This window comes from Paraburkholderia sp. 40 (assembly GCF_050434105.1).
Classification (GTDB): Bacteria; Pseudomonadota; Gammaproteobacteria; order Burkholderiales; family Burkholderiaceae; genus Paraburkholderia; species Paraburkholderia tuberum.
Map to the genome: position 1 here is coordinate 2,541,456 of NZ_JBNPVY010000002.1, position 12,694 is coordinate 2,554,149.

Here is a 12,694-nt window from a genome sequence, read left to right on the forward strand (position 1 = left end):
TAAAGTCCAATATATTAAGCGCGGTGATTTCGATATCTTTCAGTACATAACGGGATGGATGCTGGCATGGAGCTTCGACATCTACGCTATTTCGTTGTAGTGGCCGAGGAACGGCACTTCACGCGGGCTGCGGAGCGACTCGGTATCGGGCAGCCACCGTTGAGCCTGCAGATCCAGCGACTCGAGCGCGATATCGGCGCACAGCTATTCCGCCGTCTGTCGCGAGGCGTCGAACTGACCGAGGCAGGCGAGCTGTTGTTCGACAACGCGCGTCAGATCCTCGCTCAGGTCGATCGCACGTGCGCGGACGTGCAGCGCCTCTCCCGTGGCGAGCTGGGACACCTGCGAGTGGGGTTTGCGGGAGCCACTTACTTCCAGTCGCTGGTGCCCGCCATCATTCGCGAATACCGCGGCCAGCATCCCGACGTCACGGTGTCGCCGGAGCAGAGCAATACGCCATCGTTGGTGGATGGCCTGCTCGAAGGCCGCGTCGACGTGGCGTTCATCCGGCCGCCGATCATGAGCGCCGACGCACTGGAGGTGGAGTTGCTGGTCAAAGAGGATATGGTCGTGGCTCTACCGCATACCCATCCACTGGCGCAGTCCGGCGCGGCGGTATCGCTGTCCGCACTCGCAGGGGAGACCTTCATCCTGTTCCCGCGTTCGATCGGCGCGGGGCTTTACGACGCGGTCACGGGCGCCTGTCAGCGTGCCGGTTTCATTCCGAGACTTGGCCAGGAGGCGCCACAAATTACCTCGATCGTGCCGATGGTAGGAGCCGGCTTCGGCGTTTCGATCGTGCCGCGCTCGACCAGCCAGATCCGGACTGACGAAGTGGTCTATCTGCCGATTGCCGGCGACGCGCCCAAGGCGCCGATCAGTCTTGCGTGGCGGCGCCACGATCCTTCGCAAGTGGTGCGCCGCTTTCTGGCGGTCGCCCGGCGGATGGCAAAGGACTGGCGCAAAGTGCAACGGTGAGGCCTGCGAGTCAGGATCGACGGCCTGGCAATCCGTCACTCGGCTTGCAATCTTGCAGCAAGCCAAGGCGTAAAGGTGTCCGCGCTCGGCCGTGGCAGGCCCAAGCGCGGGCAAAAAGGGCACACGTCTCGATCACGAACGCCGTGATGCGGCTTTGCGTAATCGCTGCCAGATACCCCACCATGCCAGCACCGATCGCGAGCGAAGGAGCGAACAGGCCGCCCGGCGCCCCCGGCAGATATGATCCGACCGTGGAAGCCATCTTGAGCAGCGGATAGGCAATACCAAGTTGTGTGCGTCCTTCCAGCATTGCGCACTTGCGCAGAGCCACTGCCGAATGTATGCCCGGCGGACGCCACGCCGATGACGGCGATGATCAGGCCGCCAAGCGGCACCGAATGCCACCGGCTGACGGCTGCGCCACGCGCTTACCGACGAGGGCATCCAGCGTCGGGTGTTCAGCAGCAGGGCGGCCTCAAATCTGAAGTGCAACACCTGTTTCGTTGTGGCGGCGCTGTGCGCCGGTCTCGCGCTCCAGATCGCTGGATCTGCAGGCTCGACGGCGGCTGCCCCATACCGAGTCGTTCCGCAGCTATACGAATGCGCAGCACAAGCGCGAGCTGCGCACCCAAGCCTTCGAGGCTTGGGAAAGGGTGAGTCCTTGATTTGACAATACCGCACGATCGACGCCTGCGCAGAAACCGCGCAGTAGCGCGAGCAGGATCCCGGCTTCGGCGAGAGCCGTATCCTTCATGCTAACGATTACAAAATTCCGATGATTTTCACTTCGAACGCCAGTGCCTGGCCGGCGAGCGGATGATTAAAATCGAACAGGGCGGACGTTTCGTTGACTTCCTTCAGTACGCCCGCGTAGCGTTCGCCACCCGGTGCGTTGAATTCGAGGAGATCGCCCGGCGAAAAATCCTCACCGATCATGCTGTTTTCGCGCAGCGTGGCAAGCGACACCCGCTGGATCAGATCGGGATTGCGCGGGCCGAATGCCTGCCCCGGGACTAGCTGAAAGGTCGAATGGTGGCCGACCTTCGATCCCAGCAGAATATCTTCCAGCGGCGGCGCCAGTTGGCCCGCACCCAGCAGCAGTGTGGCTGGCTTGTCGGTAAAGGTGTTGATGACTTCAGTGCCGTCGGCAAGCGAAAGCCGGTAATGGAGCGTGACGTGCGAGCCGGGTTTTACTTCAGAGATGTCGATGATGCTCATGCCTGCCGCCTGTTCAGTGTTGCTGCGATTTACGATACGCCATCACGCCGGCTACCGTATGGAAACTGCCGAAAACCACGATTCGATCATTCTCCGACGCTCGTTTCAGCGCGTCTTGATAGGCGTCTGCCGGTGACGCGAAGCGCGTGACGCTGCTGTCGGCGCCGTCGGTCAAACCAGCCTCGCGCAGCGCAGCCTCCACTGTCTGAGCGGAGGCCCCGCGCGGCGTCGGCAGATCGGTCACGCACCAGTGGTCGACTTCGGCCTTCATGTGCTTGATCACGCCAGCGATGTCCTTGTCCTGCATCGAGCCAAATACCGCATACGTGTACGGGAAATAGCCCATGTTGCCGAGGTTCTGCTTGAGCACCGCGGCTGCGTGCGGGTTATGGCCGACGTCGAGCACGATCGAAGGCTTGCCCGGCAGCACCTGGAAACGGCCCGGGAGTTCGACGTTCGCCAGACCGAGGCGGATGTCCTGCGCGGAGACCGGCAGACGGTCCCGCAGTGCCTCGAGGGCCGCGAGCGCGGCCGACGTATTGATCAGCTGGTTCGCGCCGCGCAGCGCCGGGTACGCCAGCGCCGAGCGCCGCAGCGTGCGGCCTACATAGCTCCATTGCTGACGCTCGCTGCCCGCCTGCCCTTCGTAGCGGAAATCGCGGCCGAATAGCCACAGATCGGCGCCAATCTGCCCGGCGTGATCGATCAGCGTCTGCGGCGGCACCGGGTCGGCGCAGATCGCCGGCTTGGCCGCGCGGAAGATGCGGGCCTTCTCGAAGCCGATCTTCTCGCGCGTGTCGCCGAGGTACTCGGTGTGATCGATGTCGATGCTCGTGATAATCGCACAGTCGATGTCAAGGATATTGACGGCGTCGAGACGCCCGCCGAAGCCTACCTCGAGAATGACCGCGTCCAGCCCGCGCGAGGCGAACAGATGCATGATCGCCAGCGTCGTGAATTCGAAGTACGTCAGCGAAACGGGTTCAGAGAGGCTCAGGCGCGCCGCTTCGACCGCCTCAAAATGCGGCAGCAGGTCGGCGTCGCTCGCGATCGCGCCGTTCACCCGCGCTCGCTCATTGAACGCCAGCAAATGCGGGGAGGTATGGCAGCCAACCCGGTAACCCGCGCGCAGCAGGATCGCTTCGAGGATCGCGCAGGTCGAACCCTTGCCGTTGGTGCCGCCAACCGTAATCACCGGACAGTCAAAGGAAACTTGCAGTGCGTCGCGCACCTGGCTGATCCGCTGCAAACCCAAGTCGATGCCGACCGTATGCGCGGATTCGAGGTGCGTGAGCCACGCGTCGAGTGTGGGGAATGTGGTCATCGGATAAGTTGATTCTTGCCTGTTGTCAGGGACGGTGGGAGCAGTATCTGACGATGCGGGCTAAAGACCAATATATCGAGAGTGGCGACTTCGATATGGTTTAGTGAATAACAGGACGTTGGCATGAAGCCAGAAACGGGCTTGATCGCAGTCGGACAGGGTCATGCTGAACAACCACAATTCGGTCGAAAGTCGGATTGACTCGCCGCATGAGGATGACGGCCAGATACAGCCAGCCTTCGCCCGCCCAGATATAGGTGATGTCCGTAGTCCAGGTCTGGTCGGGACGCGCGGGAGAGAAGTCACGTTGCAGCAGGTCTGGTGCGACAGGTAACCGCCGCGACGCCTCTTTCATGTCGTACCTCGACTTTGTCGAGCGTCGTTTCCGGGCCCACAGCGCGGACTTCGCAAACGCTCAGCACGACGTTGATCCGAGCGAGACACTGGTATGATTCAGCGCCCGCTCGTCGGCCTCCCGATGACAAGCAACGTGCGCATTGCGAGGCCTTACTTCCAATCGGGGCCGCCATACATATAGCGGCGCGACCACGGCAAGGTTTTCGCGCTGCGGCCGGCCTTGCGGCACACCACCTGGAAGATCGACACGTCGTCGTTTTCGAACGCGTACGCGCAGCCCGCCAGATACACGCGCCAGATGCGGAATTTCTCGTCGTCGACGAGTTCACGCGCTTCGTCCGCCTTCGCTTCGAAATTCTCAGTCCAGATGTCTAGCGTGCGCGCATAGGACGTCGCAGGCTTTCGACGTCAATCGCTTCGAGTCCGCCGCGCTGCATCGCTTCGAGCGCGAGGCTGATGTGCGGCAACTCGCCGTCGGGGAACACATAGCGGTCGATGAATTCGCCGCCCCCGAGCGCCGTTTCGCCGCTGTTGTAGTCGGCTGACGTGATGCCGTGGTTCATCGCGACGCCGTCGTCGGCGAGCAGGTCGTGAATTTTCTGGAAGTAGCCCGGCAGGGTCTTGCGGCCGACGTGCTCGAACATGCCGACGCTCGTGATCCGGTCGAACTGGCCTGGCACGTCGCGGTAATCCTGCAGGCGAATCTCGATCCTGCCTTCAAGGCCCGCCGCCTTCACGCGCTCGGTCGCGAGGTCGAACTGGTTCTGCGACAGCGTGACGCCGACGCACTGCGCGCCGAACTTCTGCGCCGCGCGCAGCACGAGCGCGCCCCAGCCGCAGCCGATGTCGAGCAGGCGCTGACCCGGCTGGACCTGGATCTTCGTCAGGATGTGGTCGATCTTCTTGACCTGCGCCGTCGCGAGGTCCTCGTTGCCATTCTCGAAGTACGCGCACGAATACACCATGTTCTCGTCGAGCCACAGCTTGTAGAACTCGTTCGAGACGTCGTAGTGATACTGGATTGCCTTCCTGTCCGACGCTTTCGAGTGATTGAAGTAACGCCGTACCCGCGCGAGCCTGCTGGCACTCGTCACCGTGCTGCGGGCGAGCGAGTAGCCGATGTTGATGATGTCCGACAGCTTGCCGTCGATGTCGATTTTGCCCTTGACGTACGCCTCGCCGAGATTGTCGAGGCTCGGTTCGAGCAGGTAAGGCAGCGCCGTCGCGCTCTTGACATGCAGCGTGACCTGCGGCGCGGCGAATCGCCCGAAGTCGTGTTGCTGGCCGTCCCAGAGCACAAGGCGTGCTGGCAGGTTCGCCTTGGTTTTTACTTCTTCCACCCACTGCGCCAGCTTTTCCTCCCAGAACATGTTCGTTGGCTCCAGTTTGTAAATAAGGCATAACACATACGTGTCAAGCGAAGGCCTGCTGCGCTGGTGCAAGCCGTGAGTCTCTGAATTCGAGCGGGATGGCGGGGCCGACAGCCAGCACGCTCATCGCGCAAAGAAAGCAAAACGTTGGTCGCGCGAAAGGAGCGTCAACTATCACCGCGAGTCCGGTCACCACCACGATTGGTCTCGTAGCTATCGTCGCCGCAAGTGCAGCATCGCCGTCTGTCAATACGAAGTCCAGAGTCGTCTCTATCAGTGCCCACCAGCAGATAGCAAGCACCAGAATGGTCCGTGCCCGCCCCGCCAACCGGTCGATGTCATTCTCGTCGGACGCCTTTAGCTCTGCCCGCAGGAAGTAGCGATGACCTACGCGTTTGATGAACATGGCCTAACCTTTGACAAGTATGCCGAGACCAGCATACTTGCCTCCAACAGGTAACGCATCAACGTCGATAGGCAGATGACCAGCGACTCGCCGTTCGCGGTGCACGTTGGCTGGAGATGCCGGGCATCCGAAGATGCGTCGTTTGAAGCGGTACTACTCATCGCTGCCATGATAGACGGGCGGCTAGTCTCGAATCCATCCTGCGCTGGTCTCCCCATTCACCCACATCCGTTTGTGCACCTGATACTTTCGTATAGTGCGCGTCGTCGCCGTCAGTCTCAAAAACGCTAGCCTTGACCGAATACAACCACTAAAAACACGCTACATCAGTCGAGCGCCGCGGCGGGTCCGAAGAACTCATAACGGCTCTGCTTCTCTGGCACACCAATCGCCATGAGGTGTCGCTTGACCGCCTTCATGAACAGCATCGGCCCTACAAAATATGCGTCGACGTCCCGCGTCGCAGGCATCCATTCGACCAGCCGAGCTTCATCGAGATAGCCGTTCGCTTGATATGCATCGTCTTGCTGACGGGGCCTTTCGTAGACGTAAAAGCGTTTGAGTTGCGCATGACGGTTCGCGAGATCGTCGATGAGTTGGCGGAACGCATGTACGCCGCCGTGACGCGCGGCATGGATGAAGTGAATCGGACGCGACGTTTGCAGCCCGGCATCCAGCATCGCGAGCATCGGCGTGATGCCAACGCCGCCGCTAATCAGCACGAGCGGCTTGTCGCTATGTTTCAGCGTGAACTCGCCTGACGGCGGGAATAGATCCAGCGTCGCGCCCTCGGTCACGCAATCGTGCAGGAAGTTCGAGGCCTTGCCATTCGGCTCACGCTTCACGCTGATCCGATATTCGCGGCCGTTTGGCGCAGCCGACAGCGAGTAGTTGCGGCGAATTTCTTCGCCGTCGACGATCAGGCGCAGGCCGATGTACTGGCCCGGCTGGAACTCGAGCATTTCGCCGCCGTCGACGGGACATAAATAAAACGAGGTGATCTCGTCGCTCTCACAGACCTTGCGAGCGACCACGAACGGGCGCGTGCCGCGCCAGCCGCCGTTCGCCATTTCCTTCTCGACGTAGACGTTCTCCTCAAGGCCCATCAGCACGATGGCCAGCTGATGATAGGCAGCGCGCCACGCTTCGATCACAGCATCCGTTGCGATCTGCGGCCCAAGTACTTCACGGATTGCCCGCAGCAAACATGCACCCACGATCGGATAATGCTCGGGCAGGATATTGAGCGCGACGTGCTTGTTGACGATTTGCGACACCAGGCCGCCCAGGAGTTCGAGCTGATCGATATGACGCGCGTACATTAGCACCGTGTTTGCGAGCGCGCGCGGTTGATCGCCCGACTGCTGGTGAGCCTGATTAAAGAGCGGGCGCACAGTCGGATACTCCGACAGCAGCGTCTGGTAGAAGTGCGTGGTGAGTGCTTCGCCGCCCGTTTCCAGAAGCGGGACAGTTGCCTTGACGATTGCGCGATGTTCGGGTGACAGCATGACGGTTTGCTCGCAGTTGGGGTGAATGTCTCCCGCCCAGTGGGGAGCCGCAGATAATTCCAGATGCAACGACCGCGTAGCCCGAGATCGTCGCCAATGACCGCATCAGTTGCTCATGTTCACGCAGCCAATCGCTGCGATAACCGCGCTTCATTTATCAAAATAGCTTCCCAGCGGTTGGCTTGTCCATCATCCCGGTGTATGGAAAATCATCCCGGCGCATAGAAAATCATCCCGGCATATGGAAGATCATCCTGCCGGCAACCGCGTGGAGACATTGCTAGTTGCTCTTTCTCAACGATCGAAGGTGCCCCGGCACGAGCAGTGGATAAGGAGCGACGAGCGCCGCATTTGAGCATCACAAGCGCGCTCCACAACTGAGGCCGGTGTCACTGCGGCCAACTTTCAATGGCTCATGCTGAGCCCGGTATGAAAGCCGCGCAACGCATCGAAAAGGAATTCAGCGTCGCCGCTTTATGCGTCCCATACAACACGGTGATGCCGCGCCGTAGGATTAGCACAGCGCACAGGTATCTGAAGACACACGGATGCTGGTCGGCAAACCGCCGAATAAACTTTGGCAAGTTGTTATGAACCATGCAAACCTCCTTGGAGGCACGGGCGAATATGCGGATGTGCAGCGATGGTTAGTGGCGGATACCCGTCTGTCCGCAGATATTTACTCGCTGATAAGTATCGGCCGGAATAACATTGAGCACCGCTTCCTGCGCGGACGGAATTAGGCGAACAACCTGTCACGGACGAAGGTTCCGACGACCGCGGCACTGATAGCAACGGCAGTTGTATGTTGTTGGAAGCGGACCTTGAGTAATGTCAGGTCGACCGGCAGAATCACGCCCTGAGTCCGTCCGTCAAGTATTTCGAGGGGAAGCGCGAGGCTTCCGAGGAAAGGCGAGCCGCGCTTCCTCAATGCGTTCAGACGGACGCTTTCGTCGTACGTGTCCGCGTTTGCCAGCAACGGTAGAGGATCCGCATCCACTTGACCCCAGGTGCGCTGGCTGCGATCGTTCCAGACGCGAAGGTTTTCCGCAATGGCCGGCAATGCGGTGCCTGGCTTGGCCTGACCCGGGGCCAGCATAGCTCCGGTGACAGAACGCGGCGTGGACATATCACCTGCGCGGCAGCGTCTATCCGCGCACGCTGCTGGTTCAGGGCGCCCGAAATACGTTGGAGTCGGCGCTGCGTGCCGACGCCACGCATACCAGCCGCCTGCAACGGTGGATCAGGCAGCTCCATGAACGCAACGGCTATCACAAAACGCTGATCGCCATTGCCGACAAGCATGCCCGCATGCTGTGGGTGATGGTCGCGAAGGACTTCTTTGCCTCCATCGCTGCGCCGTTTGCTTCCGGCTGGAGCCGTTGTCGGGTGGCGCTTGCGCCCGCTAGAAAGCGCCGCCTTTCCACGGCGCACACCCATTTCAGTCGATGGCACCGCGTGAACGAACGTCTGCACTCGTCGTGACACCGGACGGGCATGGCGACACGGCCAGGGTGAACTGAAACACGGCGCCGCGGGGCTCGTTCGAGCTCGCCGACAGACGTCCTCCGTGCGCTTCTATAATCGAACGACAAATCGAGAGCCCCATCCCCATGCCGCCAGCCTTCGTCGTGTAGAACGGCTCAAAGAGACGCTCCACGTTGTCGACCGCCAACCCCGGTCCCGAATCGCGCACGGAAACGAGGACGCGGCCCGATTTGTCGTTGGCGGTGCTGATGATCATTTCCCGCCGCCCGTGTTCAACGACGCTCATCGCCTCCACGGCGTTGATGATGAGGTTCAGCATGACCTGTTGGAGTTCGACGCGATCGCCTTCAACGGGCGGCAAGTCCTCCGCAAGCTGCATCCGCGTGGATACGCCGCTTTTCGCAAGCTCACTGGACGTGAGGGCGATGACCTCATGGATCGCCTCGTTCATCTGCAGGCTTTGCCTGGACGGCGGGACGTTCCGGACGAGACCGTGAACCCGGTTCGTGACCTCGCTGGCGCGCTTCGCGTCCTTGATGATTCGATCGAACGCTTGCCGGGCTTGCTCGAGGACGGGCGGATTGGCACCTAACCAAAGCAGCCCGGCCTGAGCATTGGCGACGGTCGCCGCGACCGGCTGCTTGATTTCATGGCTGATCGAGGCCGCGAGGTGCTCCATCGTCGTCACGCGATTCGCCTGCGCCAGCACCGTCTGAACTTCGCGGTAGCGCCGCTCGCTCTCCCGTAGCTCGGCTTCCGCGCGCTTTTGCTCCGTGATGTCGCGTGAGATGCCGAGCAGGAACTGTGGCTCGCCGCGCGCATCGAGGATCGGGATCTTCATCGTGTGTACGAGGCGCGGCCCATTACGCGTTAGAACCCGTTCCTCCGGCACCTCGACCATCCGCCGCGACTCCAGCACGGCACGATCCTTCAGCGCAAAGAAATCGGCCTCCTGGACCGGAAACAGGTCATGGACGGATTTGCCGATGAGTTCCTCGCGGCGGTAGCCGAGCAGTTGCTCTCCTGCCTTGTTAAAGCGCACGAATTGCAGGGTCACTGCATCCTTGACGAAGACTACATCCGGGATGTTTTCGATGATGCTGTCCAGGAAATGCTCGCTCGCTTGCGCTGCCTCTTCGGCGCGCTGTCGTTCGGCGATCTCGGCCGTCCGGCCCGCAAGTGCCGTGCTGAGTTCGGCCGTGCGCTGCGTGACGCGTGCCTCGAGTTCGGCGTTGAGCTCCTTCAGCGCATCCTCGGCCTGCCTGCGCTGGCGCCGGTCTTCGAGGAACTGCTCGACTGCGCGCGCCATATCGGCAATCTCGTCGCCGCCGTGAACGGGGACGCCGGCTTGCACGCTGTCGACGTCACCGTGCCGCAGGAAGTGACTGACTCGGCGCAGCCGTGCCACGACGTGGCGACCGAGGAATGCGCGGGCGATCAGCCAGGCAAGCAGCAGGCTCACCGCAACTTCGCCGATGACCCACCTGCGCGTGCGGTCCGAGTCTTCGGCCAGAGACTGGACCGCTTTGCGGTAGGCGCGCGTGAAATAATCCGACTGCTGGCGCGCCGCTGCCGCCAAGGCGTCGGCCTGGCGGCGCAGATCGTCGTCCAGGCTGGCCAATGACGCGCCGGGCCGCGGCGAGGACGCCGGCGCGGGTGCGGCGCGCAGCGCGGTTTCGCGCACCTGCGCCTCGATGTTGACTGTGTTGCGGAAGCGCTGGCTGGACCGATGCAGCGCCAGCGCATCGACAGTGACGGCGTCGCTCGCCGCGGATGCCAGACGGTCTACCAGGCGGTCAAAGGATGCCAGCTGTTCGATGACATGCCGATGCGTCTCGCGCACAGCGTCCACCGTATCGTCACTGGACAACTGTAATGCCAGGCGTTCGATCATCAGCGTGCGCTGCGCCAGATCCTGTGCATCTTCCTGGCGCGCCAGCCGCTCTTCGGCCAACTGACGGATCGCGTGGGCCGAACCGGTCAACGAGTAAATGGTCGTGACACCGACCGCGACCACCAGGGCGGCCAGGCACGAAGCGACGAGCGCAAACTGAGCGGTGAGCGACTGGGGGCGCGGTAGTTTCATGGGCGTTGCCAGATGCGGCGATAAATATCGCGGTAGCCGTTGGCGGGGTCGTAAATCAGACGATCACCACCGTCCGCGGCGATGTTGTCCGCCGTCACGAGATGCACAGGAAACACGTAACCCGTGACACCTCGGCCTGCGAAGAGCCGGTTCATCTCGTCGACCAACTGCCAGCCGTGCAGATTAAGGGGTTCGGCCACGGTGCCGGTCTGGAACGTGCCCGTCCGGATACGCAGGAAGGCGGACTCGCTGCCGTCGCCTGCCGACAGCATGGCCATGGCGGCGTTCGGCATTCCGGCCTGGGTCAGCACCGGGGCGGCGTAGTCGAAGTAGATGTCGTTGACGGCCAGCGCATAGGTCCAGCGCTTGCCATATCGCGCGAGCAAGGCGCGTGTCGCGCCCGGCATCAGTTCCTGGCTGCGCGAGATCGCCACGTCGCGCACATCGAGCAAGGTGCAGCCGCTGCACGCGCGCACGACGGCAGCCATTTCATCCGCCTTGCCTTGCGCAATCCGGAAATTGGAATCGGTGAAGATGACGACTCCCGCATGCCCGCCGGACTGCACGATGGCCGCCAGCGCGGTCACGCGCGCGACCTCGAGCGGATCCGTCGCCACGTTCATCGCCACGGGCGTGCCGGGCACCGGTCCGGCCCGGGCCGCGACATGCCAGCCGACGATCGGAATGCTCCGCTCGGCAAACGGCCGTAGCCCGGGCAGCAGGGCGCGTGCGTCGCCACCGACGATGATCAGGCCGTCTGGATCACTTGCCAGCGCATTCGCAAGCATCTTCAGCCGCAGGTCCGGCGTGCCGCTGGAGTCGAATATCTGTACGCTCCAGCCGATGACCTTGGCCGCCTCCAGTACACCGTCGACCACGCCGACGATGCCGCCGTTGCGCAAATCCTCGGCGACGATGGCGACGCGTTTCCCGGGTTGCGCGCGCGGCCCGTTGCGCGGCCCGTTCCAGGGTGCAGCGGGTTGCGCCGCCGCATCGACCACACGCTTCGCTTCCGCCAGGTAGTTACTCGCGGCGGCGACAATCGCGGTGACCGAGGCGGAAGAGGCGGTGGACACGGGGGGAGTCAACAAACCCTGCGCCGCGATAACCGACGGCATGCATACGCATGCCAGAATCAACGCCCTCATGTTGCTCCCTAACGGTCCGCTCGGGGTCGATCGACCCAATTGAAGACGTACCCAAATGCCGCTCGGAGTGCCATCCAAACAAGATACAGCCCTGGCCGCCGCGAGTCATCGCCGCGCTGGGGCAGCGGACTTGCGGGTCGCCGCAAGGAGCCCCCGCAGTGGCGTATTACCACTTGTGCAGTGCATTGACGACCGCGGACCATCTGCCGATGCAGGGATAGCCGAGTCGCTGGCGCTTTCCGGCGCAAAGGCCGCCAGTCATGAAGACAAGTCTGCCACACGTGACGCATCGATGATGCTTATCGCAGGCCGGCAATGAAGGGGGATAACCCTGGCAAAACGGGGTCCCGCAGCATACCGGCCTCCGCTATTGCAACAGAACCGCAACTCCTCGATGTCGCGCAGGCTTAACTGGAGTCGATAGTACCAACGCGCCGCGCAACTGACGACGACGAAGAATCGCTGACCGTGATAGCGGGATTTTGCGTTCTCCATGGTTTGAATTTCATAAGCCAATCAATCAGGTACCGCCTGAAATAAGCGCAGACTGCATAGTCGCTGGACGGCGGGCTTTCGGTGCAGGCGTTAGAACGGGTATGTTTGGGGTGAGGTAAAGTCAGCGAAACGTCAATGGCACCACTCGCATGCTGCGTCCAGTCGGGCGAACGCCTGCTAGCGGCGCCGGGTCTTGCCTTTCATCATGCGATCAAAGAGCTGGCCCTGAAAACCGGGTTACTCCGGGTCCGACGGACTTCCCCAACGGCTGGCTAAGGGATACGATCAGGTTTCATCGCGACCGGCGAGCCCACGG

Annotated in this window: 11 protein-coding genes and 4 pseudogenes; 4 read left to right on the plus strand and 11 right to left on the minus strand. The window is 62.0% G+C overall.

Features of this window, described 5'->3' with window-relative positions:
• Positions 1-66 precede the first annotated feature (66 nt).
• The gene (locus OKW28_RS13045) at positions 67-978 is read left to right on the plus strand and encodes a LysR substrate-binding domain-containing protein (RefSeq protein ID WP_429446065.1); all 912 of its coding nucleotides are present in this window, start codon (positions 67-69) and stop codon (positions 976-978) included.
• 130 nt (positions 979-1,108) lie between these two features.
• On the opposite strand, the pseudogene OKW28_RS13050 reads toward OKW28_RS13045, so the two are convergent.
• From OKW28_RS13050 to hmpA, 7 genes and pseudogenes are all read right to left on the minus strand, one after another.
• Positions 1,109-1,446 (minus strand): annotated as a pseudogene (locus tag OKW28_RS13050) (chloride channel protein); the annotation flags it as partial.
• Between the two features lie 294 nt (positions 1,447-1,740).
• Positions 1,741-2,196, minus strand: coding sequence for an FKBP-type peptidyl-prolyl cis-trans isomerase (locus OKW28_RS13055; protein ID WP_429446068.1), 456 nt, complete (start codon positions 2,194-2,196; stop codon positions 1,741-1,743).
• 13 nt (positions 2,197-2,209) lie between these two features.
• On the minus strand, positions 2,210-3,520 hold the full coding sequence (gene folC / locus OKW28_RS13060; protein WP_429446071.1) for a bifunctional tetrahydrofolate synthase/dihydrofolate synthase: 1,311 nt from the start codon (positions 3,518-3,520) through the stop codon (positions 2,210-2,212).
• Between the two features lie 211 nt (positions 3,521-3,731).
• Positions 3,732-3,857 (minus strand): annotated as a pseudogene (locus OKW28_RS13065) (IS3 family transposase); the annotation flags it as partial.
• Positions 3,858-4,027: 170 nt separating this feature from the next.
• Positions 4,028-5,247, minus strand: a pseudogene (locus tag OKW28_RS13070) (class I SAM-dependent methyltransferase).
• A gap of 43 nt (positions 5,248-5,290) precedes the next feature.
• Positions 5,291-5,653: a hypothetical protein gene (locus tag OKW28_RS13075; RefSeq protein ID WP_429446073.1), complete on the minus strand. Its 363-nt coding sequence runs from the start codon at positions 5,651-5,653 to the stop codon at positions 5,291-5,293.
• Positions 5,654-5,979: 326 nt separating this feature from the next.
• Complete coding sequence (hmpA, locus tag OKW28_RS13080) at positions 5,980-7,161, minus strand: NO-inducible flavohemoprotein (RefSeq protein WP_429446076.1); 1,182 nt, start codon at positions 7,159-7,161, stop codon at positions 5,980-5,982.
• Positions 7,162-7,709: 548 nt separating this feature from the next.
• Between hmpA and OKW28_RS13085 the strand changes: the two genes are divergently transcribed.
• Entirely contained in the window at positions 7,710-7,904 is a 195-nt protein-coding gene (locus OKW28_RS13085) for a hypothetical protein (RefSeq protein WP_429446079.1), read from the plus strand.
• Here OKW28_RS13085 and OKW28_RS13090 read toward each other — a convergent pair.
• A complete protein-coding gene (locus OKW28_RS13090; protein ID WP_429447012.1) occupies positions 7,901-8,290 on the minus strand; it encodes a hypothetical protein in 390 nt (129 codons plus the stop codon). The genes OKW28_RS13085 and OKW28_RS13090 overlap by 4 nt on opposite strands.
• Here OKW28_RS13090 and OKW28_RS13095 point away from each other — a divergent pair.
• Together OKW28_RS13095 and OKW28_RS13100 are read left to right on the plus strand one after the other, a co-directional pair.
• Positions 8,186-8,446: a transposase gene (locus OKW28_RS13095; protein WP_429446947.1), complete on the plus strand. Its 261-nt coding sequence runs from the start codon at positions 8,186-8,188 to the stop codon at positions 8,444-8,446. The two genes, OKW28_RS13090 and OKW28_RS13095, sit on opposite strands and share 105 nt — an antisense overlap.
• Positions 8,350-8,646 carry a hypothetical protein gene (locus OKW28_RS13100; protein ID WP_429447014.1) on the plus strand — a complete coding sequence of 99 codons (297 nt, stop codon included), beginning with the start codon at positions 8,350-8,352 and terminating at the stop codon, positions 8,644-8,646. The genes OKW28_RS13095 and OKW28_RS13100 overlap by 97 nt, the downstream gene beginning before the upstream one ends.
• Here the strand turns inward: OKW28_RS13100 and OKW28_RS13105 are convergent.
• The 3 genes and pseudogenes from OKW28_RS13105 to OKW28_RS13115 form a co-directional block, all read right to left on the minus strand.
• A complete protein-coding gene (locus tag OKW28_RS13105) occupies positions 8,603-10,735 on the minus strand; it encodes an ATP-binding protein (RefSeq protein WP_429446082.1) in 2,133 nt (710 codons plus the stop codon). The genes OKW28_RS13100 and OKW28_RS13105 overlap by 44 nt on opposite strands.
• Positions 10,732-11,883: a substrate-binding domain-containing protein gene (locus tag OKW28_RS13110; RefSeq protein ID WP_429446085.1), complete on the minus strand. Its 1,152-nt coding sequence runs from the start codon at positions 11,881-11,883 to the stop codon at positions 10,732-10,734. The genes OKW28_RS13105 and OKW28_RS13110 overlap by 4 nt, the downstream gene beginning before the upstream one ends.
• A 378-nt stretch (positions 11,884-12,261) precedes the next feature.
• Positions 12,262-12,378 (minus strand): annotated as a pseudogene (locus OKW28_RS13115) (IS6 family transposase); the annotation flags it as partial.
• Positions 12,379-12,694 lie beyond the last annotated feature (316 nt).